The 25,822-nt window shown below is 41.5% G+C and carries 23 protein-coding genes and 2 pseudogenes; 4 read left to right on the top strand and 21 right to left on the bottom strand.

From position 1 onward, the window contains the following. Nucleotides 1-230: 230 nt before the first annotated feature. From GQR89_RS03765 to dat, 3 genes are all read left to right on the top strand, one after another. The gene (locus GQR89_RS03765) at nt 231-3,221 is read left to right on the top strand and encodes a TonB-dependent siderophore receptor (RefSeq protein ID WP_158768831.1); all 2,991 of its coding nucleotides are present in this window, start codon (nt 231-233) and stop codon (nt 3,219-3,221) included. Nucleotides 3,222-3,268: 47 nt separating this feature from the next. Then, nucleotides 3,269-4,663, top strand: a complete 1,395-nt coding sequence (locus GQR89_RS03770) for a CapA family protein (RefSeq protein ID WP_158768832.1) — start codon at nt 3,269-3,271, stop codon at nt 4,661-4,663. A gap of 180 nt (nt 4,664-4,843) precedes the next feature. After that, a complete protein-coding gene (gene dat / locus GQR89_RS03775) occupies nt 4,844-5,704 on the top strand; it encodes a D-amino-acid transaminase (RefSeq protein WP_158768833.1) in 861 nt (286 codons plus the stop codon). Nucleotides 5,705-6,363: 659 nt separating this feature from the next. Here the strand turns inward: dat and GQR89_RS03780 are convergent. The 10 genes and pseudogenes from GQR89_RS03780 to GQR89_RS03815 all read right to left on the bottom strand — a co-directional run bounded on the left by GQR89_RS03780 (nt 6,364) and on the right by GQR89_RS03815 (nt 13,212). Then, a pseudogene (locus GQR89_RS03780) lies at nt 6,364-7,322 on the bottom strand (IS110 family transposase). 676 nt (nt 7,323-7,998) lie between these two features. Then, nucleotides 7,999-8,145 (bottom strand): antitoxin Xre/MbcA/ParS toxin-binding domain-containing protein, encoded by a 147-nt coding sequence (locus GQR89_RS21440; protein ID WP_233269070.1) that lies wholly within the window; start codon nt 8,143-8,145, stop codon nt 7,999-8,001. A 67-nt stretch (nt 8,146-8,212) separates the two neighbouring features. Next, nucleotides 8,213-8,386, bottom strand: coding sequence for a hypothetical protein (locus GQR89_RS21445; protein ID WP_233269071.1), 174 nt, complete (start codon nt 8,384-8,386; stop codon nt 8,213-8,215). 612 nt (nt 8,387-8,998) lie between these two features. Further along, nucleotides 8,999-9,283 carry an MbcA/ParS/Xre antitoxin family protein gene (locus tag GQR89_RS03790; protein WP_158768834.1) on the bottom strand — a complete coding sequence of 95 codons (285 nt, stop codon included), beginning with the start codon at nt 9,281-9,283 and terminating at the stop codon, nt 8,999-9,001. A gap of 475 nt (nt 9,284-9,758) precedes the next feature. Beyond that, nucleotides 9,759-10,061, bottom strand: a pseudogene (locus GQR89_RS03795) (IS30 family transposase); the annotation flags it as partial. Between the two features lie 221 nt (nt 10,062-10,282). Further along, nucleotides 10,283-10,525 carry a hypothetical protein gene (locus tag GQR89_RS21450; RefSeq protein ID WP_233269072.1) on the bottom strand — a complete coding sequence of 81 codons (243 nt, stop codon included), beginning with the start codon at nt 10,523-10,525 and terminating at the stop codon, nt 10,283-10,285. Nucleotides 10,526-10,554: 29 nt separating this feature from the next. Continuing rightward, nucleotides 10,555-10,836 (bottom strand): hypothetical protein, encoded by a 282-nt coding sequence (locus tag GQR89_RS21455; RefSeq protein ID WP_233269073.1) that lies wholly within the window; start codon nt 10,834-10,836, stop codon nt 10,555-10,557. A gap of 58 nt (nt 10,837-10,894) precedes the next feature. Further along, complete coding sequence (locus GQR89_RS03805; RefSeq protein ID WP_158768835.1) at nt 10,895-11,794, bottom strand: hypothetical protein; 900 nt, start codon at nt 11,792-11,794, stop codon at nt 10,895-10,897. Further along, the gene (locus GQR89_RS03810) at nt 11,787-12,980 is read right to left on the bottom strand and encodes an Arm DNA-binding domain-containing protein (RefSeq protein ID WP_158768836.1); all 1,194 of its coding nucleotides are present in this window, start codon (nt 12,978-12,980) and stop codon (nt 11,787-11,789) included. Before GQR89_RS03810 ends, GQR89_RS03805 begins: the two co-directional genes overlap by 8 nt. Then, a complete protein-coding gene (locus GQR89_RS03815) occupies nt 12,973-13,212 on the bottom strand; it encodes a hypothetical protein (RefSeq protein WP_158768837.1) in 240 nt (79 codons plus the stop codon). Before GQR89_RS03815 ends, GQR89_RS03810 begins: the two co-directional genes overlap by 8 nt. A 154-nt stretch (nt 13,213-13,366) precedes the next feature. Between GQR89_RS03815 and GQR89_RS03820 the strand changes: the two genes are divergently transcribed. Beyond that, nucleotides 13,367-13,564, top strand: coding sequence for a helix-turn-helix transcriptional regulator (locus GQR89_RS03820; protein WP_158768838.1), 198 nt, complete (start codon nt 13,367-13,369; stop codon nt 13,562-13,564). A 170-nt stretch (nt 13,565-13,734) separates the two neighbouring features. On the opposite strand, the gene brxL is transcribed toward GQR89_RS03820, so the two are convergent. The 11 genes from brxL to GQR89_RS03870 all read right to left on the bottom strand — a co-directional run bounded on the left by brxL (nt 13,735) and on the right by GQR89_RS03870 (nt 25,804). After that, the gene (brxL, locus tag GQR89_RS03825; protein WP_233269074.1) at nt 13,735-15,918 is read right to left on the bottom strand and encodes a protease Lon-related BREX system protein BrxL; all 2,184 of its coding nucleotides are present in this window, start codon (nt 15,916-15,918) and stop codon (nt 13,735-13,737) included. Nucleotides 15,919-15,929: 11 nt separating this feature from the next. Next, a complete protein-coding gene (pglZ, locus tag GQR89_RS03830; RefSeq protein ID WP_158768839.1) occupies nt 15,930-18,647 on the bottom strand; it encodes a BREX-1 system phosphatase PglZ type A in 2,718 nt (905 codons plus the stop codon). Further along, nucleotides 18,644-18,949, bottom strand: a complete 306-nt coding sequence (locus GQR89_RS03835) for a hypothetical protein (protein WP_158768840.1) — start codon at nt 18,947-18,949, stop codon at nt 18,644-18,646. Before GQR89_RS03835 ends, pglZ begins: the two co-directional genes overlap by 4 nt. A gap of 54 nt (nt 18,950-19,003) precedes the next feature. Then, entirely contained in the window at nt 19,004-19,393 is a 390-nt protein-coding gene (locus GQR89_RS03840; RefSeq protein ID WP_158768841.1) for a hypothetical protein, read from the bottom strand. Continuing rightward, on the bottom strand, nt 19,383-20,075 hold the full coding sequence (locus tag GQR89_RS03845) for a hypothetical protein (protein ID WP_158768842.1): 693 nt from the start codon (nt 20,073-20,075) through the stop codon (nt 19,383-19,385). The genes GQR89_RS03840 and GQR89_RS03845 overlap by 11 nt, the downstream gene beginning before the upstream one ends. Further along, nucleotides 20,072-20,719 carry a hypothetical protein gene (locus GQR89_RS03850; protein WP_158768843.1) on the bottom strand — a complete coding sequence of 216 codons (648 nt, stop codon included), beginning with the start codon at nt 20,717-20,719 and terminating at the stop codon, nt 20,072-20,074. Before GQR89_RS03850 ends, GQR89_RS03845 begins: the two co-directional genes overlap by 4 nt. Nucleotides 20,720-20,887: 168 nt before the next feature. Beyond that, on the bottom strand, nt 20,888-22,222 hold the full coding sequence (locus GQR89_RS03855) for a DEAD/DEAH box helicase (protein ID WP_158768844.1): 1,335 nt from the start codon (nt 22,220-22,222) through the stop codon (nt 20,888-20,890). Further along, nucleotides 22,222-22,683 (bottom strand): hypothetical protein, encoded by a 462-nt coding sequence (locus GQR89_RS03860; RefSeq protein ID WP_158768845.1) that lies wholly within the window; start codon nt 22,681-22,683, stop codon nt 22,222-22,224. Before GQR89_RS03860 ends, GQR89_RS03855 begins: the two co-directional genes overlap by 1 nt. Then, nucleotides 22,680-22,814, bottom strand: coding sequence for a hypothetical protein (locus tag GQR89_RS21620; RefSeq protein ID WP_255455671.1), 135 nt, complete (start codon nt 22,812-22,814; stop codon nt 22,680-22,682). Before GQR89_RS21620 ends, GQR89_RS03860 begins: the two co-directional genes overlap by 4 nt. A gap of 81 nt (nt 22,815-22,895) precedes the next feature. Continuing rightward, complete coding sequence (locus tag GQR89_RS03865; protein WP_158768846.1) at nt 22,896-24,674, bottom strand: Hsp70 family protein; 1,779 nt, start codon at nt 24,672-24,674, stop codon at nt 22,896-22,898. After that, nucleotides 24,659-25,804: a hypothetical protein gene (locus tag GQR89_RS03870; RefSeq protein WP_158768847.1), complete on the bottom strand. Its 1,146-nt coding sequence runs from the start codon at nt 25,802-25,804 to the stop codon at nt 24,659-24,661. The genes GQR89_RS03865 and GQR89_RS03870 overlap by 16 nt, the downstream gene beginning before the upstream one ends. Nucleotides 25,805-25,822 lie beyond the last annotated feature (18 nt).

The raw sequence follows: 25,822 nt of genomic DNA on the forward strand, positions 1-25,822 counted from the left end.
CGATAAGGAGCGTTAGCTATGCGTTTATCTCGTAAATATAACGAACAGTTATGCAACGCTCTTAACTTTTCATTGGTGGCCAAATCGACATACGTCTAGATTGGTATTGAGTTCGAAGGTCCGAAGCAGCAAGGGAGGAGCAGAGCAGGAGGGCATGCTTTCCTGTTTCGTGCTCCGGCAACATTCCGAGCAATGGCCAGATGCCAACGAAAATTTTGTGGGGATTTTTCATGTTACAAGCGGATAAATATTTATCAGAAAAGGGTTTTAGGTTGTCTAAGGTGGGTATACTTCGGAAGGTGATTGTGTTGAGCATCGCTGCGGGGGCGGCTTCACATGCAAATGCCCAGAGTGAATCAGAAGTATCCGATCCAGCTATGGAAAAAATTGTGGTGACAGGTACCAGTATTGCCCGTGACGATAGCGAGGCGCTGCCCGTAACTGTGATGAGCCAGGAAGAAATGGATCTGCGCGATGCTGGTACACCGGTTGAACTGCTAACATCTCTTCCGTCAGTAACCGGCGTTCCACTCAATGAATCAACCCAGGGCGGGGCGGGGGCACGGGGTGACGTGGCCGGTATTGCCATGCGTGGATTAGGTACGGAAGCGACGTTGGTACTTTTAAATGGTCGTCGCATTGCTGCCCACGGTATGGCACAAGGTACGACAATGACAGTTAATGCGAACACCATGCCTGCACGTGGCTTGCAGCGGGTTGACGTGCTGCGCGATGGAGCTTCGTCGATCTATGGTTCAGACGCGGTAGCTGGAGTGGTCAACTTCGTGATCGATTCAAAGTACGAAGGCACCAAGCTTGAGGTACAGGGCGGCTTCAATGAAATCGGATCTGGCGATAATCGCCGTTTTACCGCTACTCACGGCGGTTACTATATGTCAGATAAGTTGCATGTGACGACTACTTTGGACGTATACGATCGTGATCCTATATACATGACCGATATCGGTGGTGACGCTGATAAGGTATCTAGAGTACCCTACGGTTTCAATTCCGTTAACGGACCATTTTTTGATCGTAACGCGTCCAGTCAATACCCAATCTTTTCTGTCGATGGTTTGGGCACCCGCTATATGGTCCCAACCGGTGAAGGCAGCGCTATTATAAGTGATACCCCTGGGGCACGTGACGGCGAATTTTCTCGCGATGCATACTATGATATGAACTCAGGTGGTTATTCATTACCCGAGACATCACGCCTGAACTGGTTTACACAGTTGGACTATGAACTGGATAATGGCGTGCAGCTGTTCGGTGAGGCGCTTTACTATGCCGCTGAATCCAACATGGAGCGAGCCCCAGTCGCATATAGTGCCTCTGCCAACCGGACAATCGTTATCGATGCGGATAATCCGATAAACCCTTATGATGCCAATGTGACTCTCAGTAACTATCGCTTTGTCGATAACGGCAATGAGCGGGCAGAAGTGGATACCGAAGCGTTTCGTGGTGTTCTTGGAGCTCGCGGCGATATCAGCGCGAACTGGGACTGGGAAACGGCGGCCACATATTCGAGAAACCGTACCCGTGATATTTCGCAAAATGCCATTCGGGAATCTGCAGCCATTGCTGCGATTGATGCCGGCTTATACAATCCCTTTGGTTATAACTTTGATACCATCGATGGGGTGGTTACTCCAACCTCAGGTTATGTCAACGACCCAGATGTCATTGATACGTTTTCTCAGAAATTTAGGCAAACAGGTACGGACATTTTAGCAACTGCTGATGCACGGGTGACCGGTGAACTCGTCGAAACCTGGGCCGGAGCATTACAAGTTGCCTTTGGTGTTGAGTATCGTTACGAAGACTATCTGTTACATCGACCACAGTACGCGGGGTTGAACTATGAAGGTAATGAGCTAGGCCTAGACCCTGACGATAATGACTTTATCCAGGCTTCACCAGCAGCAAATCTTTCCGGTACCCGCGGTGTTTTCGCCGGATTTGGTGAAGCCGTTATTCCGTTGGCCTCTCCGTATAACGATATTCCTGGGATCTACAGTCTGTCGATCGGTGCATCACTGCGCTATGAGAACTATGATGATTTCGGTAGTACCACAAACCCGAAATTTACCATCGATTATCGTCCGGTCGAGGCGATTATGATCCGGTCATCTTATAACGAAGGTTTTCGCGCTCCTAACCTGGCGATGCTTGGCTACGAGCGAACCACTGTAGCGTCTTATAATGACCCATATCGTGCCGATCTTATTGGTGGCGGTGAATCTCCTCGCTTGCAAACAACAGGTGCTCTCGGTGAGCTTGAACCAGAAACGTCTGAAGGAATCACTTTAGGGGTTGTTGTTAATATCCCTTGGGCTAGTGGTCTGAGCTTATCAGTAGATTACTTCAAGATCGAGATGGAAAACGTGATTGCCACGCCTAACGCCAGCCAGATTCGCAACGATGACGCGGCGCGTTTACAGACGGCAACGCAGGCTGCTTTGGATGCAGGTACCTCAATTGATAATATTAATTTGGGTAGTGGTACTGACAGTTATGTGGGTAACCCGAATGTTGTACGAGCTGCTGTTACCGATGAAGATCGTGCCGTCTTCGCTGACTTCAATGCCAGTCGACCTCAATCGCAATGGCTGGCTGCTGCCGGTCAACTGATCAATACGTTAACCTCATTCGCTAATCTGGATAATCAAGAGGTTGCAGGTTACGATTTTAACGTCACTTATAAAATGCCAGATTTCTCTTGGGGTACTTTATCATTTGTCACCGACTGGACTTATCTGGATGAGTTTACTCGTACCGGTGGGTTGACAGGTGTTTCAGAAGAAATCCTGGCAACCGATGGCAATGCCGAGCTGCGCGGCTCCATGTCTTTGTCATGGGAAAACGATACTTGGGCTGCAGGTGTTTCCGGTTACTATATTGGCGAATATGCCGATACCGCTGCGACATTCAATCCAGATGAAACCTGGAACGGCAGCCTCCCTGGCTATGTGAAAACCGTAGATGGCGTTAACTATTGGAAGGTTGAACAAAATATAACCTTCAATGCTTTTGTCTCTAAGACTTTTTATGTTGATGATTCTTTCCTGGATGGAACTTCCATTCGACTCGGGGTGAAGAATCTTTTGGACGAAGAGCCTCCATTGACCCCAGACTACGCTGGTTATGATCCCTCTGTCTACAATAGCGTCGCGATGGGACGTGTTTGGACCCTGCGTTTAACCAAGGACTTCTGAGAGTAAATTGGCACCAAACTCTTTTAATCTTAAAGGATATATAATTTATGAAAGTAAAATTCAGTGCCGCCAGTGCGGTTGTAGTTGGCCTTCTTGCCATTCAGTTTTCTCAGTCCGCATTCGGGCAGGTCTGGGAGTCCGCCGGGGGTGAGAAAGACGAAATGGTCTTTGTCCTAACTGGAGATTCAATCATCAACCGCCGGATGTCGACCATCAACAAGCCCAAAATTGACAAGATGTTCGATGTCATTCGGGGGGCTGATGCCGCCTACACCAATTTCGAAAGCTTGATTCACGATTTTGAGTACCCACCGGCGCAACAGAGTGGGGGAACATATATGGGCTCGCCGCGGTTTGTACTGGATGAACTCGAGTGGGCAGGCTTCGATATGGTGTCCCTCGCCAATAACCATACAGGTGACTATGGCATCGAAGGGCAGCGTAGTACGCTAAAAGCTCTGGCTGAAACAGACCTGATTTACGCTGGCGTGGGAGAAAATCTCGCTCTGGCCCGTAAGCCTGGTTATCTGGATACCAAGAAAGGTCGTGTTGCAATGATCTCCCTGTCGACAAGCTTTCCCGATGCTAGTATCGCCGGACCCCAGCGAAAGGATTTACGCGGCCGTCCAGGTCTGAATCCACTGCGTCACTCGGTGACATACACCGTCCCTCAAGCTACCTTCGACACGATTTCGGAACTATCCGGTGGACCTGTCAATGCTCAAAAGGCCGCTTTCCGTGGTGTACCCGAGGGTTCGGTCTATTTTGGTGGTGCTTCTTACGAAGTAGGTGATGAACTTAGCAAAATAACTAAGCCTAATGAGCGAGATATGAAAGAGCTTATTGCCAGTATTCGTGATGCGAAACAGCAGGCGGATTGGGTTGTTGTCGCTGGCCACCACCATGAGTCATTAGAGCTGGACAATCGCGATCAGCCAGCGGCTTTCTATGTTGAATTCGCCCATGCAGCCATAGACGCCGGTGCTGACGTGGTGGTTTCACACGGACATCATATGTTGCGTGGTGTCGAAGTCTACAGCGGCAAGCCGATTTTTTACTCTCTGGGGGATTTCGTTTTTGAAAATGATTTAGTTGATATGCAGCCTGCGGATAACTACGACAAGGTCAGTCTAGACGGTGATGCCCTGCCAAGCGGCTACTACAGCAAGCGTTCCAAAAATGACACCGTAGGCTTCCCAGCCGACCGCCGTTACTGGCAGTCTGTTGTCGCTGAGGTCGTTTTTTCTATAGACGGCAGGCTGAAAGAAGTGCGTATGCACCCAATATCTCTCGGTTTTGGTAACAAGCGCACCCAGCGAGGTCAGCCCTATCCAGCACCCACAGAAGAAGCAGATCAGATCATCGGCGACCTGAAGCGAGTCAGCGAACCCTTTGGAACACAATTTAAATACTCCAAGGGGCTGATTACCGTGACACCTTAGCCAAAACTCGCCTGCAGTATTTCTGGCGGGCATTTCTCACCAGCAAGTAACTAATTGTCTTTATACTAAATAGGGACGATTAGTTACTTGCGACCTGGCGAATATCAACGAGCAGGTATTCGTTCGCTGGGCAGTGGTTGTGCCCATGTTTAATTTCTACCTTTGAAAATGGTGTCAACAATGAATACGGTATATCTCAACGGCGACTTTCTGCTTGCCAACCAAGCCAAAATCTCTCCTCTTGACCGGGGCTTTCTGTTTGCTGACGGCATCTATGAAGTCATTCCTGCCGTAGGAGGTATTCTATTCGGCCTCGACGAACATCTAAAACGCTTAGAGCGTTCCCTCGCAGCGTTATCCATTGAAAATCCGATGTCTAAGGAGGCTTGGGTGAGCCTCTGTCACGATATGGTAGCTCGTAATGGAGAGGGGGACCTCTCAATCTATATCCAAGTAACCCGTGGCGCTCCCTACAAGCGCGATCATAAATTTCCGGCTCCCGCGGACGAAGTCAAGCCTACAGTGTTCCTGACGGCATCGTCTTTGGAGCGTTCGTCAATTTACAATATTGACGCGACAAAGGGGGCTAGTGCGATTGTCCGTGATGATATTCGCTGGTCTCGCTGTGATATTAAATCCGTCTCTTTACTACCTAATGTGATGATAAAGCAGGAAGCCAATGAATCTGGCGCTATGGAAGCGATTTTAAAGCGCGACGGTTTTATCACCGAGGGTACTTCGTCCAACGTTTTTATTGTGAAAAATGGCATAGTGGTCACCCCTCCCCTTAGTAATCGTATTCTGCCGGGGGTGACTCGCATTTTCGTCTTAAAAATGTGTGAGGAGCTGGGTTATAAATTAGAAGAGCGCGATTTTACCGAAGACGAACTGCGTGCAGCAGATGAGCTCTGGATCAGCAGCTCCACCAAAGATGTTTTGCCCATTGTTAGCCTTGAAGAAGATGCGATTGGCGATGGTAAGCCTGGTCCAATGTGGAAGGATTTAGCTGAACGTCTAATGGCTTTTAAACATCCCGATTAAAAAGTCTGAATAACTGCTTTATGGGGATCTTGATGACGTCATCGTAGGGTTGAGCATTACCACAAAGCTGTGCAGCACCAATTAGCCTTTACCACGGCCGATGCTTGCCAAATAGTGCAGACAGCGAGTTGATCTGTCGCATGAAGCGGACGCATTTTTCAACAGGGTAGACCACTAAGTGGCTGCATATTCTTTAGTATAAGTTCTGATATGACTCACAATAACCACCACCATGCCGCTGGCTGGAAAACGGCAAACAGCAAACAGGGGGGAGATGCAATCCTGAAGGCGGGTTTGCCCAAGGCAATCATAACCCGCAATTGCCGGAAGGCCTCAGATATAAAAAGCACCAAAAACAATACTCCCGTCACCAACATTTTTACCTGGAATGTGCCTCTGTCAAAATCGATCCTACTGCATTATTAATGATTGACTAACAATGACAAATTTGCCTATATGTAGGGGACTCCATTTAAGACTAGACCGTCGGAGAAAATGCGGCCATAAAGAGGTTGTTGGTTTAGCCGAATGTGCTTAGTTTTACAAAAAATTTTGCTGCATCTTTCGAAATAATGACTTCGCGCTTAGTTTTTTCATGCCATCATTTCTATTAAGTGGGCTTAAATATAAACGTACATAACAAGTGACTATGGTGTCAATCATTGAATTTTCGCCATATTCTCATCCCACATAACCCCGTCTCTCACCATAGAATTTAAGATAATAATCATCTTTCTCAGGCAAGCGATAATAGCGACCTTTTTTGGTTTGCCTTGCTCAACTAATCGTTGGTACGTCGATTTAAAAACAGGATTACACTGCATGGCTGACATCATTGCCATGAACATAACTGTGCGTATCTGGTGTCTTCCTCCTTTGATTTTTCGCTGTCCTTGATAAGTCCCGCTTTCTCGATTGATAGGAGCCACACCGATTAGAGAGGACGCTTGTTTGTTGGCGATATATCCTAGTTCAGGCATATTACTGAGTAAGCTAAAGGCAACGACTTTGCCTACACCAGGCATTGACTGAATGATGGCGTTTTTAGCTTGATACTCTGGACAGTCTTCAATGATCCCATTCATTAACGTATCGACTTTTTCAATCTCACGCATCAGTATTTTAAGCAGTGCATTCACGCTTTTGTGTAGTGTCTTAGGGAGTATTGTCAGCCTGTTTTTCTCCATCGTTTGCATACTGATAAGCTGTTTGCGTCTCGATAATAAATCGCTCATTAATTGCATAGTATCAGGACGTAATTCAGACTCTGCGGGCTGTATGGCCTCACCATAATGCGCAATAAGCTGTGCATCGAGTTTATCGGTTTTGGCTAAACGACCAATGGCCCCAGCAAACTTTTTAATGTGGGCTGGATTAATAATTGAAATAGGTAAGTTGGCTTTTTTACAGGCCACTGCAAAAGCAAATTCTAATCGACCTGTTGCTTCAATGACAATTCGTTCAGGGCGATGTGTTTTAATCTCTTTTATTGCTTTTTTATCCCATTATCATCATTGGTGACTGAAAAATAAATATCTAATGGACGGATATAAATATCGAGTAGTGTTTTACCCGTATCGACACCCACTGTAATGCTTTGATTTGCGTTTGTATTCATAATAAGCTGACTCTGCCTTGCTAATTCGGGTCGGTAACCGAGTTATCGAGGCCCAGTTGACTATCCGAGTTTTATGCTTGGAGTCCTATGTAGCGTTCGTAATTGGTAGCGGTCTCTCAACAGAGGAGCCAAAACATCATCGAACTACTACATAAGAAGGCTATAGTTGCTGCTATAGCTTGGGCCTCACTTTACCTAAAACTGAAAAGGATAGAATGTGAATTCAAGGAAAGATTATCCATACAAAAACATAATAGTGGGGATTTTACTCGCTGAAAAAGCGCTCCTAAAATTCCCATACGTTAAGCGTTAATGTCCAGTTTACGTTTAAAAGCCAATAAATATTAGAACAAACCTACTGCTAAATTCTTTCCCTGATTGTCAAATTCAGGGACACCCTGACCGCCTCCTTTCTGCTAATTAAGGATCGTTCCCTGACCTGCTTGACTATGTCTGCAATTGGCACAAACTTACTACTCAACCCAAACACTATAACTGGCTGCTTACTCTGTGGAGCTGCCAAAGAACTCACATCAATTGCTCGCTCATTGACAACAAAAATATTGTTGGATGAGGCAATACATTGCTAACGTGAATACGACAAAGTCGCTCGGTAATTAATCCTACATTTGCATTGACACCTGGTGTCTGCCTTAAGTTTAAAGGTAGAAGAGCATTAAACTGTTTGTGAATCCAGGTATCTGCATATGTCACTTAAATGAATCACGCTGCCCTTCAACATATATTTTAAAGCAGACTCATGATTGAAATTTTTATTGGGCTTTTGTGGCCATGCATCAGCTTGTTCTCGTGAAGGAAACAAAATGCCAGGGTTTTATAAATACGAAGTATGTATGAATTACGGTCTAGTGTTTCTGTCGATAAATTAGCTACTCGCTCTTTTTTCCAGTCAAAAAGGTCGATTCAGCCGGATTACCAAGTAAAACCATCTGTTCGTTCGGTCTGACATCCCATGCGCTGACTATGTTAAAAAACACTGATAGCGCAACACGTGCTGTTTTCATAGGATCTTGGTGTAGTAAAGCTTGCTCATTTTCAGACATTAATTAGTTCTCTGTGCCTTGTGTATAAAAAGGACCCCACAAGGGAGTGTGGCTCAACATACGTCAATTTTAAACGTTGCATGATATATATGGCACCGACCAGCCCTATATGCTGAAGTGTCGAGATCGTCTGTGGATCACTATTAACTAAGTTTGACGTTCCATGGCAACAGGTGAACAATGTCGTCCCCCGGTCGCAATGCGGGGGGGCGCTTAACAATGTGTTGAGTTAATTGAATGGCACTAAGCCATTGGCTCAGGCTATAAGCCATCGCTTTCCCGAATGCCGTTTTGGGCGGCAGCTGATTAACGGATTTATCCAGCCAGTCTTTAAATTGCATGATTAGGGGCAAGACTGTTGTTTACCGCGCCACTTATATATCTTGTACCAGCTCATGTTTATCCGGTTTCTATCCTGTAGAGCTTCTGAATATGATTCAACTCCCTATAGTGCGTCAACTATCCTGACATAAGAGGGAAATGGCTGATCGATTTCGACCGGTACATGCATTAGTTACTAAGCCATCTGTCTGAACATAATACCGAATTATAGATTGGGAAAGTAAGCAATATAGCACCCCACTATTTTCTATAGGGCTTTATTACATAACATCAACATGTCATGCCGTGGTTTAATCTGTTGACAGAGTTCTTAACGCTAGCAAAGCCGGCGTCACTCATAAGTAAAGACAAGGGGGTAACGCTACCTAAGCCGATATTCTCAGTTACGAACCACGATTGTGCGCGTTTTCTCGTTCCAAAATACGCAGTGGCAATTGACATGAGTTTTAGTAATTTATCTTCGGGAGATGATAATTCTGAATTCAAAATCCGCTCGATCGCATCAGATTCAATGCCATATAAATCGCTTAACATTTCAAGTTCTGACGTATTCATTTTATTACTCCTTTTTAAAATCATGCATTCATTATAGATGTACCACAATAAGCAGTTGATAAATGCCTAAATTTTTTTACAGAACCACCTAACCTTCAGTATACAAACGGTATAAGGAAATCAACGACACCGTTGTGTAATTCTCAGTTGAACATCCACACTTTGATCAGCAGAATTTTTGTGTATATGAGTCAGTTTGTGAACTGTTCTAATTTTATTATAATCCTGATTACCCACAAAGCTCAGCCCTTTGGCTCCCGAGCTCTATAAGCCTCGATTTTACTGCTTTTTACCTCCGTGAATTATTCGACCGCTCGATAGACATGGCGGTTGAATGTCGCTGATAGCCTTTATTGTTTAGACTTTCAGAGCCATGCACTTACGGCATGGCTGAGGATCATAGGTAATCAGGATTATTAGTTTTTTACTTTTATAGTACTCGCGAATTCAACTCCGAAGTGCACCACTCGCTAAATTAAGCTGCGCTGCGTAGTTCATTAAAAACAACTAAGGGTTGTCTATACCCGAGGCATTTTCTTGGCCTCAGGTTAAGTGCCCGTTGCGCGTCAGCGACCTGTTCGTTTGTAACGGTCCTTAAATCGGTGCCTTTTTTAATATATTGCCTTAGCAAGCCGTTAAAATTCTCGTTCAATCCTCGATCCCAAGATGAGTAGGGATTGGCGAAGTAGATATCGGTTTTTAGTTTTTCTGCAACCTGTTCATGACCGCAGAATTCTCCGCCATTATCAGCTGTTATCGTGTGCATATGACTACGGTGTAGCGCAACTTAACCACTTTGATTTTATATAATGGAAAAAATTACACTGCTTGGGCGAAAAACAACTCTAAATATGACGATTTAAATTTTTCAATAGGCTCGGGTGAACGATTAATGTGATTTCTTCTTAGCTGTTTATTGCATTTACAATGGATACTAGATCGAAGTAAGGTAAAACGTGTTACGGGTTATAATATTCCGATTAATTAAACGTGAAGGCGTTATTGGTGATGGGATATTTGAGAAAACTTTCCTTCATAAACAGAAAGTCGGCCTCTAAGCTCTGAATTTTCAATCAGGAGCGTGGCATTTTGGTCTGCAAGTAGCAGCAATTCACTTTGTGATTCATCCAACTCAGTTTCTAACCTAGTAATACATTGGTCTGCTGAAGCTTCGCTTTCCACATAAAACGTGAGCTTTTCGAGCTGGGATTGCTCCAAAGTTTTGAGGCGCTTATCGAACATCTGCTGGCCTTTTAAATAGGCCTCGATTGTTAACTGCTCGATTGCACAGGAAACCCTTTCCATAAGCAGAGACGCATTACCGGCATAATCGTCCGGCAGGGCTTCAAAGCTGAGCTCTGTGCTTTGCTCAGGTAAAAACTTTTGCTCTCTTTTTTTACAAATGCCTCCCAAATAGACTTAATGCGCATAAGCCCACCGTGGTATCCAAGTTGTGCTCTAATTGCGCCTGGGTTCGGTTTCTTTCCCATGTCTTCGAGTTCACGTCCAGCTTGGATGATATCTTTTTCTTGAACGTCAGGATGACGGGCCATAATAGAATTCCTTTAATTTCTTTAGTTAAATTAATTTGTTTACTTTGCCAGGTTGTCGCTATAACTGTATAGGAGCAACTGCATGTAAATGATGATGGAGTAATTTAGGCGAATGATGCCCTACACATTCTGTGAGGTGTTGCAGGCACGAATGAAATTTATTTTCACAGAATCTGCCGTTTTTGTTGGTAAATCCGACCGTCAGCAAGTAGCGCATTTGATAGCTCAAAGCCTTTGATTTTTTAGACAGTTGTAATAGCGGTAAAGAGCAAATTTCTACAGTAAGGTCGTCCAGATCAGCTCTATAGGCAATTGCCGACAAGGTACCATCGGAAGTGACTTTTTTAACTTTTCCAATCTCATGAACGAAGGCAAATGCAATAGCGATATCCTGATATTCAATGTTCACGCTTTTGTCTTTCAAAAGGCTATCTGCAACTTGCAAGGTTTTCGACAGCAGGCAATTTTCCACGCTTTGTTTACTTCCGATCTTTGATGGGCAATTAATAAAGCGATCTGCAATATCGGCTTGTAAAAGCGTTTGTGATACAAACTTCTTTAGGTGCCCGTTATCGATCGAATTAAACAAGTTAACGGTATCCTTTAATAAATCTGGATAGGGACACAGCGCAGAAGGAATAGCTCTGATGTCCAAGTTATTAATCAGCGGTTCCTGAGTAACAGCCTCGATATAAACACACCGTAAATAGGGTTTGCCGAGATGCGTTTTGACACACACCTCAACATAAACAAGGGAATTAGCCTTAAATGCCGAAAAGAAGTGACCTTTATCGAAGCAATAAATTTTGACCGCTGTTGCGCTATCAGATAAACGCATTTCCCAGTAAGGTTTACCATGTTGAGTTTGTTTTAATAAACAACCGACAAGAAAATATCTGCCCTTAAAGCGTTTGAACCGATTTGAATTCAGCAACGATGGTTGGATAGAATTACGCATTATCTTTCTCCTCGCTATTCGGTTCAGCCATGACATTTGTCAGCATGCGTTCAATTGCACTGCCATCTGTTCGAGTTAGGTTCGGAACAAAGCGCGAGTAAATACGAAACAGCATCTCTGTATTGACGTGACCCATTTGTCGAGCGATCCATTCTGGGTTTTCGCCGCTTGCTAACCAAAGTGTCGCCGCTGAATGTCGAGTTTCATAGGGGCGACGTTTTCTCAAGCCTAGGTGCTTTAATAGAGGATGCCAAACTCGTTTCGTCACAAGATCATGGCGCAAAGGGCTTCCCGTTTTTGAACAAAAGACGTACTCGTTGTTGAAAGTAATTTTTCGCATGTTGTGGAGAGCATCAAATACTTGTTGATTCATTTGAATATCCCGTTGACTACCGTCTGTTTTGGTATATTCAACATGACCATCCACTATGGTTTCCCTGATTAAAATCAGTCGATTTTCGAAATAAATATAACGCCACTTTAAGCCATCGATTTCCCCGGTTCGCATTCCTGTAAAAAATCGGACCGTAAAATAATCTTTAAAATCAGGTCTAACAGTATTCAGAATGAGCCTAATTTCGTGAGGCGTAAAAGGCTCAATATCGGATTTAGGGACCTTTAGCGGTTTAATGCCCATATAAGGTGTTGTAAACTCGTATCGGTCGGCTGCTTCATTCAAAATCATTCGCATAATTTTCATATGTCGATTGATATAAGTTGCAGATAAATGCTTTCCATTTTTGCGCACGACTTTGGCGAGATGGGCGCGAAATTGGAGTAGATCAGCTTTAGTGATGCGGTCGACCGCTTTTTTACCAAATTCAGGAATGAGGCGATGATCAAGGATCATCCGAATAATTTTCTCATAACTTCTTCGCCAACTAGCCTGCATTTCAAAAAACCAGATTTCAGTAAATTCCTCAAATTCAGGTGGCAAACCCGCCGCGGAGTTTAAAGCCTTATCCTGAGCATTTAGTTTCGTTAACATTTTACTGCTTGGAAAAGTCTTGGCGTAATCAAACTGGCCCAGCAAGATTTCAGCCTTGACACGATCCATCATCAATTCCAACCTTTTACGATTGCCAGGTGTATCGTTCAGTTCGGTTTGCTCTCGGCAACGCTGGTTTCTGAAACGAAAATCTAGATAGAGCTTTTGGCTCCCTTTACGCACATTTACATTACCCATGCGACACCCCACCATTTGCCATGGGAATTCCCATGGCGTTCGCCGAAAACTTGCACATGTCTCGTTTTATTGCTTCCCAGTCGTATAAAATCTTGCGTCCACCGAATGGCTTAATGTAATGGACCCCTTCAAATAAGACCGAGTCTTTCAAGCGTTCACGAATGGTGCGACAGTCATATTTGATCAAATTCGATAGCTCTTCTGTTGTTACGTAGACTTGTGAATTTTTCATCGATTTGCTCTCCATTAAGTGCTAACTTATATGGCAAATATGTATGTAGAAATCCATATTGCCACTCTGGATGACATTATGCATCGCCAAATGTAATTGTCAATGGCTTTTTGCTATTCAGGGTGACATTAATGCACTTTAAAGGTCTTTAAGCATGATTAAATGTCACCTCGCGCGCTTGATGGGCGAGAAGAAAATGAAAATAATGGATGTCGCAAGAGAAACTGGACTCAACAGAAATACGGTAACTTTGTTATATAAAGAAACTGCACAACGCATAGACTTGGATGCTATTGATAAGCTTTGTGATTTGTTTGAATGTGAAGTGGGTGAGTTGTTAGAAAAGCAGTAAAATGAAAAATTAAATATAAATAGTGTTTAATCAAAATTAGAAGGGTAACTTTAGCGAGTTAATCGCTACTGCTACTGCCTTCTAATACCATGAATAAATAACCTTGCTAGTTAATGATAGCTAAAGATTTTTTAGTTAAAAATAAGACTTCTATTTGCCCTCCTTTGGCATCATTGGACACCAAGTGCCTTGTAAACTGCATCTACGGGATCACTGTAAAAGTTAACTTGGAATTTAGTAAATGTTTCTGCAGGAACCGTCGGGATGTCTGATGCTGAAGCCATAGGAATTAATACTTTTGTTGCACCAGCTTCGAGTGCGACCTGCATGCATGACGCAAGATCTTGTACCGGGTTAACCACACCCCCTAAAGTCATACTACCCAGTACTACCATTTTCTCTTGGATGGACTTCGCAAGCAATATAGAACAACAAGCTACCAGTGATGACAAACTAGCTGAATGGCTGTTACCTGAACTCTGCAAATCAACAAAATGCAGGTGAAATTCATGATCAGAGAATCTAGATGTCGCGGCAATTCGGTTTAAGTTACCTTTGAAATACTCAAAACCGACTCTAACTTGCTCTTTTGCTGAGGTATCTGAACCAAATCCTGACGTTGAATGTTTACCATTTCCAGCCGTCATTTGGGACTCTAAACGATATACTCCCAGTTTACCGGTTGCGCCAACGCTAACAAAGTGCACCACACCTGGCTTTGAAATACCCGCTGGTATTAGGTTAGAACCGCCTTGCTCTGGCACATTGATAAAGAATTCTTCTAAGGTTTGGTTGTCAATGTAACTAAAATTCACGTCAAAAAATTCCATACCACCAATTTTTTTCAGCTGTTCTTTAATTCGACGACGAACTTCTAATGCATAAGTTAAACATACCCTTACATCCTCTTTTTTATAAAGCCCATCAGGAAATAATAATTTGAGTAACCCAGAAGTCGTGCGACGAACCCCAATAACATCCCTTTGATTTAGGTTGTTGCCCAGTTTAAAAAATTTGTCTATCGCGTCAGCAAAAGTCGTTTTGCGCATTTCACGCATATATTCAGCGAGATAATCAGTAATTAAGCCAAAACGATCAGTGAAAAACTCAGGGCGCATTTTAGGTATTTCCCAACCAGGAATATAACCATGAAAACGATCAAAAAATGCAGCATCAATCATTTCATCGGGGAAGGGGGCGAGTAGATGGCTGGTTTTAACTAAGGTCTCAACACTGTGATCAATATTACCGATAAACACCATAGATGCTTTAGCTTCAATCGAATCACGACCACGAGAGAATGAACCAGATGCCATATAATCTTTCATGATTTGAATGCCGTCTTTATCTTTAAACCGTATCCCAGCAACTTCGTCAAAAGCAACTACATCCCACATGCCCACCAAACCAATTTGGCGAGAAGACATGTTGTAAAACAAATTCGCAACGGTCGTTTGACCACCAGACACAAGTAGGGAGTTAGGTGAACATTCTTTGTATACGTGTGACTTACCCGTGCCCCGTGGTCCAAGTTCACACACGTTATAGTTATTTTCTACGAACGGGATCATACGTGCAATCAGGTGCCATTTAGCGCGTTGCTCTAAGTTTGAAGGTTCCATTCCAATTGAACGAAGTAATAAATCCATCCACTGATCCATAGTGAATTTTTTACGTGCTTCATACACTTCATCCATATTCATCGAAGGCATTTGAATGGGTTTTAAGTTCGATACACCAAAGGGCGATATTTTTTGTCCCTCTTCATAAAAGTAACTTACGGTAATGATGCACCAAATACCGCCCGTCAGAAGCTTTTCATTTTCTTTAACAATTTTATTGGGAACAACAGCATCAACAATACCGATGTTTGACAAACTCGCTTCATAGATATCTTTCTTCTGATTGAGTTTAACAGTGACCTTATCAATAACCTTATGGCTGCCTTTCTCCCGAATCATTGATTTTGCTTTTTCGGCTTCATCTGGACGAACGTAGTTTTCACTGAGTATTTTCTTTACGTTCTTCATACCCTCTTCAATAAGGTCGTCCTCTGATGAAGAACAATACATACCCAACAAATACTCAAGCACATAGACAGGAACATTCGCACCTTCTTTTAACTGTTTGGTTAAATCTTTTCTGACTACTCGGCCTTTAAATTCTGTGGTCATCAATTCATCAAGATCCACACTTTTTAATTCAGCTTTTTCTTCGGCAACAGTGGGCGGCAGAACTTCATGCTCTTGAGCTACGTCTTCAGCCTGATTTTCTTCATCATGGAGGTGTACATGGACATCAACATTGATATTTTTGTTGTTTTCGTCGTCGTTAATGTCATTGTTATTATTCATTTTTACTTCCCTTAAAAGAAATCATCTTCAAATGCTAAATCTATCGTTACCGAGTGCACATTAAGATTTTGACTAGCGTCAGTGTCTTTCATTATTAACTTGTAACTCATTGTTCTGTCAAAACCACTACCTTCCAATTTGATTTGAACATTACGTTTACGTTCTTCCATTACGGCAGATGAAGAATCAAACAGCACTTTTTCTGTTGCGCTAAGTTTTTTACCTTCAGGATCTTCAACCCAAATTTCTAACTCACGAGCTTTAAATTTGTCGCCTACAGCATCGGTCTGTAAAAATTGAATACGGTCAATATTAGACACAACTCGAAGCGGGCTTTTTAACGGCACCACACTCACTTTTTGTTTGGCATGTTTGACTTGTGTTTTCTCGTCATGCAACTCTTTTATGCTGATAAGTGGTACGCAAATTTCTTGGGGCATAATGCCACCATGAATGAATTTTGCGCCTCCAACAAAATGAAACCTATTGCTACCCCTTGGGATCATAAACTCGGCATCACCTTCAACATCAATATTTATACCAGCGGTATTAGACAACTTTCCTGTCCAATAATAATCATCCGAGGGTAATCCCGAGCCTATCACGTAGCGTTTTTTCGCTTCAACCGCTCCACTTGGTTTGGTTTTTAATGTGGTTTTATCACTGTCAGTCACGTCGGTCATTTTAAACAAAAAACCATGATCCGCGGTTACTATCACTCGGCTGCCATTTAAACGATTAATAATACGACTGACTAGCTGTTTAATCTCGTCGATGGCATTACGTACCGCTTCAAAGGTTTGATTTTCGGTTTTACTGTCGTCGCCAATAGCATCTATTTCATCATGATAAATATAGACAACCTGAGCGTCTTTAACTTTGTCGCGACCTTCTTGATTAGTCCAATTTAACACTTCGTCAGCTTTAAATGCGATACCTCCATGTTTGGCTAATACCTTTTGGCGATTCTCTAAACCATGTACCGATATCCCATCAGCCTTATACTCCACTTTATTATTTAAGTGGGCGGTCAAGGATTGATGAGGTAATAAACTGCCCATACCTAGTTGCGTATACGAAGGTACCACCCCAAGTTGCGAGCCTATTTCAGCCTTGAAGCGTTTTTCATCATTAATTTGTTGATGAATTTCATGAGCGACTTCATACCTAAGTGCATCCGATATAATCACAAACACCCGTTTTATTTGAGTTTTATTTAATACACTTTTGACTTGGTCATTAAAGAAATGCTGCTGGTTTGGTATGCCCGGTATATTCCAATTAGCTAGCAATGATTGATTGTCTACCAAGTTACCCCATGCAATAGCAAAATCATGTAAATACCAATCGACATACATTGATTCCATATCAGTTACCAGACCTGTTGCCTTTAATATGTCTGATCCATGTTTGTGTACGTCAATTGCATGTTCAGCAAATAATCGATAGTAATAATCGAATTGATAAATTTCTTTCTCGTAAGCTTGATACATAGCGCCTGCACTAGAAAATACAAAACCATCCACATACTTTTCTTTTAAATCAAAAAATTGTTTGGCTGCTTTTAATGCCTTATATATAGATGCATATTTACTTTCAGCATGGCACCAATGCCCCCTCAGTCTTTGTGATATCCAATCAGCAATATCATTGCTATCAAAGGCAGGTAGGTCCTTAGCTATAGATTTAATTAATTGTTGTTCAGCTTCTTCAAACGTCTCTAATTTCAGTAAGTGATTGGGCTGTTTAAATTCATCAAGTTTACTTCTTATTTCAAGTTCAAGTGCGACCTCTGTAGCAACTTGATTGTAAGACTCAGACAAAGTCCTACTTTCCCGCCAACTGGTTACAAAATTGACTACAGCGGCGCGTTTCGCAGAGTGATTGCCAATTAATTTTTGCACCTCGTTGGGTAACAGATCTTTTTGGTCACTGTTAAGTGACACGGGCAACAAATGTGCTGACAAAGATTGCATAAATTTAGATTTAACTACATCAGCACCAGATGACACTAAGCCGTGCTGACAATCAGTAACTAACAACTTAAAGATCAAATCTTTTAAGTTAGGAGTAGCTGCCGATTCAGCCCATAGTCCTATTGATAAATAGCCAAACTCTTTCAGTGCGAATAACCAAAATGCATCCGCTAGGCCAAACTTTTCGAGTTCATCAATAAACTCATCACAGCCAATACTGTCGGTATTATATTGAGTAATAAGCTGATGTATTATGGTATGAAAACTAACAGTATCGACCTTAGCTAAGGTCGCAATCATTGCTAATTCCAATATTTCTTTATCAGCATTACTAGTAATTAGCTTACGTAGTTTTGCATAACGTTGTTTGTTGCCAAAAAACTTTTTATAGCCGCTAATTAGCTGACGAAACTCCATTCTCATACCTAACTCATTCAATACCATTGAGCTAGAATCCGCGTAAAATTGTTGTGCATACAAACGAATATCAAACAACCAGTCTCTTGTTGGTTCACTAATCGATTTACCGCCATATAAAAGAAAACTAGTTTTAGGCTCTAACAATTCAACGCGATATTTAACTTCTAAATGTGACTCATCATCTAAAGCGATAACACTAATCCCTGCGCTTTCTAATTCAGCCTTAAGTTGGGAAACTTGCTCTTCAAATTCAGCATCCTCATCTTGCCAGAAGACTATTCGACACTTTTCAAATTTGGCGAGAATACCTTTTTTAATTTGTTCTAAATTCATTTAGTCTCATCTCTAACAGTTACATCGAAGTAACTACAGTTGTCAGAATTTAATTCACACAACAGTTTTGTGGCATGCTGTATCTCGGAAATTATGATTGCGGAACAATCGTCATCTGTTGTTTGTCCACCATCACGAAAAAATGTCGATTGAGTGACAGCAGTTAATTCAGCCCAAAAACCGTCAGATGCAATGATCAATTGTGTATCTTCTGAAATATCAATTTCAAACAAGTCAGGGTTAAAAGCCCTGCGCATATTCAAACTTTTTGTAAGCAGATTTCGTTCCGGCAAAGATTTCATTTGTTCCGTAAATATTTCGCCTAACGGATTGGCGCCTGTGTGAACTGGAGTAACTCACTCTACATACTGTTTTGTCAATTGACCCAATCTGGCGTCACCAACAGTCAATCCCCAGACTTGTTCACCATGATAGGGGATATAAAGAATGATGAAGCTCGCACATCCTTTCCTATAAACCTTTTTCAGCTGTTCAACTATTTGTATTAACTGAGATAAAAATACATTTTTATCATTGAGTGATTCTTGCGAAATAGACTGCGTTATTTCTTTATTTAAGTTCGAGACAAACTCGCAGTCATCAAAGGGTACCGCTGTTGCAATATCAGCCAGACTAACTAGTACGCCATCTGGATATTCATAGATAGACGTAAAGTCTTGATTGGTAGACCGCGCTCGGCCCTGCAACGAATAGCACTCAATTTTTAACTCTAAATTATCGTTCATTTATAACTTGTTCGATTCGCTCATAAATCAAAGCTTCCCTGCTGCTATCGTTATTGGCTGTACTTTGGATCGCATATTCAAAGTTATCGTCTGCAAGTAACACTTTTAGCTCTGTTTGAATGTATTCGTATAGTTCTTTAGGCGCTGCGTTTAATTCGTTAACTATTGCCTCTCTACCATCAAATATATTTAATAAGTCTTCAATATCGTGACTGGCGAGTGCATCTCCATTTCCTCGTCCTTTGTAGGCTTCAAGTTTCGTTCCAATAAAATATTCAGGCCTAACCAAAGATATAGTGAGTTGTTCATTTAATGCATAAGGTTCTGCAGTATCTAACGCTGGTTTATACCAGCGATTGCTAAATCCCAATATACTTTCATCTATGGGCATAAAATCCACTTCGAGCTCGCCTAGCGACATACGACAAATTACAGGTTCATCCATGCTTTCTTTGAATCCTTTCTGCCTCAATTGAACTTGAAGCTGTGCCCAAGCTGCGTAAGAGGCAATATTAACAATGAGGTCCACATCATCAGTGTACCTAATTTGCTCTTTAGTAAATTCATCAGTTACCAGCAACCCAGTGGTACAACCCCCAACAAAAACCACGTCATTTAACATGCCACCTAATGCTTCTGCGACTTGTACTAACATTGCCTTTTGTAAATTAATAATACTCATATGTTTTGATTGAATAACTTTGCCAATGTATCAATGGCAAAATTTCTTTCTCGTGGTTTGCCCAACCTTACAGCGTCTGTTAGGGCTAAAAAGGCGTACATTCGTCCATCTTGTCTGACGGCTTGAAAAATATTTGAATGTAATGGCTCAACGGTTAAACCTTTAGTTTTACCTTTGGCATATGGCCAAACTGGGGCCAATTCACCTGACGTCATTAATTTCCCCTGTAACACAGGCGCAGCTATAGAAGTGGCAATACCTCTAGTTAACTCGCCTTCCTTTGCAGGGAATACGTATCTGATCCCATAGGCTATAAATTCCAGTAAGGCTTTTGAATTTGTTTTTGGAATGCCTAGGCGCCTATCGTTTTTTGCTAGCCCTACATCGTACATTCTTTTCAAGCTCAAACTGATTTGAGATTTACTAATGCCCGTATCCGCGGCCAAGGAACGCACTGAAAAACGACTTTCGAAATATTCTCTACTTATTCCTAAACGCCCAATTTCTGAGTTACCCAAGTCATCAGTCCAATCTTCAAACGAATCATTGGTTAATATCAAATCACTCACACTTAAGCTTTTTTCAAAAAACTCTGCGTGAAGCGAAATCAGTTTAAGTAGTACTACAACATCTTGACTTTTCATGTTTACACAAACCTCAATGTCCTACGTCCTAGGACAAGGGACAAGTATTTGTTTTATTAGCAAGATTGTCAAGCTCATCAACAGACTCACTATTGTCACCTTGCCAAGATATCGGTCGGTTCTCTGCTTATTTCGCGAGAATATTTGAAACTATTTGTTCTAATTTCATTATTGATAAAAATCCGTATTATCTTCTAATGCTTCTCCGCACACTTCACAGTACTTGGCGTACCTATCGTTAGGTGAATTACATTCATAACATACACTTACATCATCTTCATGTTTTAGCGTTTCTGTACAGGCGTCACACTCCAACTGATACACCGATGCGATGGTTTCGCAGGTAGGGCATACAATTATCAGAGATTTCTCATCATGGTAAAATCTGGACTCCATGATTGGCCCAATACGCTCTATCACACCGAAACGTTGTATGTTTTCTCCATAGTCTAATAGCAATGTTTCGGACTTTGATTTATGCAGTCGCAAGCCCCGTCCCAGAATTTGCAAAAACAGACCAGGGCTAAGAGTGGGTCTTGCCATCACTATACAAGATAACCTTGGAGCATCCCAACCAGTGGTCAAGGTCGCGACGTTAATTAACCCGTTTTGCTCACCAACTTCAAAGTCATTCAACCACTGTTTACGCAATGTTTTTTCTGTTTTAGCGGTGATAAGTGGGAAATGAAACCCGAATGTATTTAACACGTCGGCAAATATTTCTGCTTGCTGCACCGAGCTGGCATAAAATACTGTGGGTAGAGATGCATTGGTTTTATTAAGCCAGTCTTGCACTATGTCTGTCACCACTGATTCTATAGCGGTGACTGCTTGCAACTCAGTTTGCACAAAGTCCTGCTTTGTTCGTCTAACTTTGCTGGTATCCACTACGGCTTTGAAGTCAGTTTCCACTGCCCGCAACGGACATAAATATCCAGTACTTTGCAATTCATCAATACGCTTTTGATAGATCAGTTTTTTAAATAGTTGATTGTCATCATCGCCGTAAATATTGCCTGTTTTTGTTCTAAATGGCGTAGCAGTAAAACCAAGTAAAAATGGATTTTTACCGTGGAGCTGAATTGTACTTATGATGAACTGATAACGGGTTGTGAGTTCGGGGGATATTAGATGCGCCTCATCAACGATAACGATATCCCAATCGGGGAATTCGCCAATCTCTGCAATGATGGAATCTCGACTGGCAGAAGTGACTTGCTTAATTTCTTTTCGCTTCAGTCCAGCGCAATATATGCCTACTTTGGCTTCTGGCCATACCGTTATTAACTTTACTGCGTTTTGCTCAACTATTTCCTGAGTATGCCCCAAAATCAATACTTTCGTTTCAGGTTTAATTAACAATGCTTCTCGGATAAATTCAGCAAAAACAACCGTTTTACCACTTGCAGTTGGCAACACGCAAAGCCCAGCGTTTAGATTATTTAGCAACCAAAAGTTGATTAACTCAGAAACAGTTTCTTGCTGATAGGGGCGTAATTCCATTACTTTATCTTTCTCAAATTCACCAACTCACCATGTACTTTCCAAAAATCGGCGGTTTTAAACATGCCAAAGAGTTTTATTTGATTTGAATACATGTGTTCAAATACGTACCAATTAACATTTTTGAACTTTATCTTTTGAATATCAGCATGGCCTGCAACATTTCTAATGTGATAAAAATAACTTTTTAAAATGTTGTTTTTGGCATTGTGCAAGTGGATGGTATTTTTACTTTCAACAGAGACAGTCAAATCGATATTATCGAAAGCGACTTTAGCTTCACCCAAAGTAGCGTGAGCATGAAGTTCGAATGAATATTGATCTTTTAGTCGACGAAAGGATTTACCTATACGGATATTAAAACTCTGATTTAGAAGATCGCCGTTTTCCCACAGCAATATAAGCTTCTCATAAAAATCTGCCAATTCTTTACGCGAAAATTGTTGTGGGTTTGCGTTCAAACTACCACCGCCTTGCCATGGCTATTTTTTACATCGTCGAGTTCTAGGTTAATGCGTATTTCTGAATGGTGATTGATTTGCGCAGGGCAGTATTCTGAGATTTCACGCTCTAGCTTCCTGTGTAATTTCAATTTATTTCCTTGCCTAACTTATTAATGCAAATATCATTCTGTTATCTAGCTTTGTATATTTCCATTAGTAACTCAAAATACCTATTCAACCAACGACAGGGAACAGCATCCTTTTTTCCAGCGCTGGTTACAAGAACTGCACGTCTGATAAAGCACTTGCTCAAACTCTTGTTCTTCCGTCAGTGGTTTTCTAAAGTAAGGGAATTTAGCATTAAATAGCTTCATCAGTTCCCCTGGAACTAAATGCCAGCTATCGTTATTTTCTGAAACATTTGAACGAATAATCACACCCAAGCCACTTTTAATTTTCACTGGGCCTGAGCGTCTCGACTTTTTTATTGAATCATCCCCAATTGCTTGAATTGAGAATTCCAAATCATAAATTTCTAGCTCAGAGTCAACTTCTTCATCCATTGATTTAGCTTTAACAGTCACTATCAAGTTTTCATCAATTAAGTAAGTAACATCAATCCGTTCTTTTAGAGGGGGGAAGTCCTTATTCACCATGACGACCATGTTGCCGTAACTAGTCCTATGGTCCGCAGAGGCAGATTTAGCAATCATTTGTGGACGTTTAAAGCTGAGTACAGCCTTGCCGTCTCTGGGGTCAGCACAATACATTGCTTGTTCTGTCACCAAAAAATCCCCGCGTTTTGGTAAAGATGTACCTTCTGGCACTATGGTAATCATAGAATTCCTAGCTTCTACAATTTCAAAAGGCTTAGCCAGCGTTATTGGTGGATTATCATGAGCGATCCAAGCTGCACCGTGAGATATTATTCTGTCACCAATTTCAGATATGTGTAGCCGTTCAAAGCCAAATAGTTCTTGTAAGCGCTGTCTAATAATTGGCATATTTACCATTCCCCCTGTCGCTAAACAAAAGGAAAGGGTTTGAATATCTACGTCAGCAAATTCAATAGACAGTAATGTTTCAATTTCTCTCAGGCCAGCATTTACAATTTTTTCAGCAATTTGATTAAGTGTTTTTCGGTCAAGAGAAAACTCAATATCAGCTTCATCATCGTTGGCCTTAAAATATTCAGGAACATAAATCAGTGCTGAATCCTTTTTAGAAAGTACTATTTTTGCTCTTTCACACTCTTGTAATAGTCGTGCTTTCATACCGGGTAATCGAGGCTTGAAAGTTGATTCTGTCCAATTAAATTTTTTAGCGTGCTCATCTTCTACACATTTCAATATGATTTCATCAAGATAGTCACCACCCACCTTGTTGTTACCTCGATTGATAATCTGTGAGATCGCTCCATTCTTAATTTGGCATAAGGTAAGGTCGAGAGTCCCGCCACCCCAGTCAAAAACCAAAGTCATTTTTCCTTCATTTCTGCGCAGTTCAAGTTCCATATCAGGCAAACTACGATAATAGCCGTATAATGCTGCTAACGGCTCATGCACAAACGCTTCGATATGAATGTCGGCATTAAGAAATGCTTCTCGTAAGGCGCGCCTACCTCTGCCGTCCATAGCCACCGGGATCGTGACTACCGCATATTGTAAATTAGCAATATTATCGTCATCTTCACTATCGGCATGCTCTTTCAAGTAGTGTATTAAATCGGTTACAACGTCTTTAGGATTTTTATTAACACCTCCAACATTTATAACATCACTACTTAAATACTTCTTTGGCCCCTTTACAGTGCTACCTTGTACGCCACTTTCAGTTTGATCTACTTTTAACTTGGCTTTAGTACCACATATAACATTACCGCCAGCGTAATGAACTACGGATGGATGAGGTCTATCTCGTTCAGTAAATGATTTAACCAACCCTTTGGCCGTTACAACTGATATCAGGCTATTGGTAGTACCTAAATCGATCCCTATTTTTTCAGCCATTTAATTGTTCCTTCAATATTTTCTAACACTAAATCAATGTGATGGATGGCGACATGTGTTTTTGGTGTATCTTTGTTTAACGCATGAAGCGACGTTTGGAGTAGAGGCATAACATCTTCTTCCAGTAAATTTAGGGTTTTTGACTTAACTTTGTTGTGATCATCTTTTAAGTGCACAACATCGGCAGTACCCAATTTTTGCTGACTATCTAAGCTATTTTCTAACTGGGCAATCTTCTCTTTTAACTGCTTAAGCTCAATCTCATAGTTTTCAGTTTGAGTCTCATTATCATTTAACTCCTGCATCAATGAATTAATTGTCTTTTTTTGCTTAACTAATTCTTTCTGCTCATTAATCCTAATACGCTCACTTCCACTCACTTTATCGGTAAAATATTTGATGAGCTGAAATAGCTTTTTCGACTCAGGTTTTGAGAGAATTTGATTCAAAAACAAGGCTATATCTGTTTTTGTTTCTTCTTCAATGACTATATCTTTTGAATATTGGTGGCAAAGGAATTCTATGACGTCAGTAGGCGCTACTCTTCCTTTACTAAGGCACCACAATATTCCAAGTGTTGAAATGTTCTGCTGCTGTTTTTTAACTGTCGCTGGACTAATCGGTTCACCGGTATTAGTGAGGTTAGATTCATCAACATCTTCATTTTGAAGCCTAATTACGCTCTTATATTGAGCGTCAAGATTGGCTGCGAACCTTTCTAAATCCACTTTCCCTTGGCTTCCTGACGTCAAAGAAAAATAAATACTGGTTTGAGTGTCAGCACTCATATTGAATATCAATATACTGATTAATCTTGCACAATCTTCGACAATAACAGTGCCTACACCATGCTTTTTATGCTCAATGGCAATTAGCACAATTTGTACAATTAATGAAAAACTAGGATCCACATTTAATAATATTGGCTTCAATTCAGCTAATTGTTTTGCACTTAAAGGTTTTAAATCTATCGAATTTTTAAGCAAGGATTGCTGGCTAATTGACAGTTTTGTAATAGTTGTCGATTTTTTTTCTTTTAACTCTTTTGACGTTTTCGAGGCAAATGAATGCAACAGTTCAAAAATAGAGCCCGTTAACGGTGCTCGCTGTGGCTTTTTAATATCATTCATACTTATTCTTTTTCCACA

The organism is Paraglaciecola sp. L1A13 (assembly GCF_009796745.1).
In the GTDB taxonomy this organism is placed as follows: Bacteria; Pseudomonadota; Gammaproteobacteria; order Enterobacterales; family Alteromonadaceae; genus Paraglaciecola.

Bases quoted from the DNA above. Each gene is read 5' to 3' on its own strand.
- pglZ (WP_158768839.1), bottom strand. From the start codon at position 18,647: ATGAATTTAGAACAAATTAAAAAAGGTATTCTCGCCAAATTTGAAAAG.
- GQR89_RS03855 (WP_158768844.1), bottom strand. From the start codon at position 22,222: ATGGAATTACGCCCCTATCAGCAAGAAACTGTTTCTGAGTTAATCAAC.
- GQR89_RS03820 (WP_158768838.1), top strand. From the start codon at position 13,367: ATGATTAAATGTCACCTCGCGCGCTTGATGGGCGAGAAGAAAATGAAA.
- GQR89_RS03765 (WP_158768831.1), top strand. From the start codon at position 231: ATGTTACAAGCGGATAAATATTTATCAGAAAAGGGTTTTAGGTTGTCT.
- GQR89_RS03815 (WP_158768837.1), bottom strand. From the start codon at position 13,212: ATGAAAAATTCACAAGTCTACGTAACAACAGAAGAGCTATCGAATTTG.
- GQR89_RS03870 (WP_158768847.1), bottom strand. From the start codon at position 25,804: ATGAATGATATTAAAAAGCCACAGCGAGCACCGTTAACGGGCTCTATT.
- GQR89_RS03845 (WP_158768842.1), bottom strand. From the start codon at position 20,075: ATGAGTATTATTAATTTACAAAAGGCAATGTTAGTACAAGTCGCAGAA.
- GQR89_RS03790 (WP_158768834.1), bottom strand. From the start codon at position 9,283: ATGAATACGTCAGAACTTGAAATGTTAAGCGATTTATATGGCATTGAA.
- GQR89_RS03865 (WP_158768846.1), bottom strand. From the start codon at position 24,674: ATGGCTGAAAAAATAGGGATCGATTTAGGTACTACCAATAGCCTGATA.
- GQR89_RS03810 (WP_158768836.1), bottom strand. From the start codon at position 12,980: ATGGGTAATGTAAATGTGCGTAAAGGGAGCCAAAAGCTCTATCTAGAT.
- GQR89_RS03850 (WP_158768843.1), bottom strand. From the start codon at position 20,719: ATGAAAAGTCAAGATGTTGTAGTACTACTTAAACTGATTTCGCTTCAC.
- GQR89_RS21455 (WP_233269073.1), bottom strand. From the start codon at position 10,836: ATGGCCCGTCATCCTGACGTTCAAGAAAAAGATATCATCCAAGCTGGA.
- GQR89_RS03770 (WP_158768832.1), top strand. From the start codon at position 3,269: ATGAAAGTAAAATTCAGTGCCGCCAGTGCGGTTGTAGTTGGCCTTCTT.
- brxL (WP_233269074.1), bottom strand. From the start codon at position 15,918: ATGAATAATAACAATGACATTAACGACGACGAAAACAACAAAAATATC.
- GQR89_RS03805 (WP_158768835.1), bottom strand. From the start codon at position 11,794: ATGCGTAATTCTATCCAACCATCGTTGCTGAATTCAAATCGGTTCAAA.
- GQR89_RS21445 (WP_233269071.1), bottom strand. From the start codon at position 8,386: ATGTCTGAAAATGAGCAAGCTTTACTACACCAAGATCCTATGAAAACA.
- GQR89_RS03840 (WP_158768841.1), bottom strand. From the start codon at position 19,393: ATGAACGATAATTTAGAGTTAAAAATTGAGTGCTATTCGTTGCAGGGC.
- GQR89_RS21450 (WP_233269072.1), bottom strand. From the start codon at position 10,525: ATGTTCGATAAGCGCCTCAAAACTTTGGAGCAATCCCAGCTCGAAAAG.
- dat (WP_158768833.1), top strand. From the start codon at position 4,844: ATGAATACGGTATATCTCAACGGCGACTTTCTGCTTGCCAACCAAGCC.
- GQR89_RS03835 (WP_158768840.1), bottom strand. From the start codon at position 18,949: ATGAAATCTTTGCCGGAACGAAATCTGCTTACAAAAAGTTTGAATATG.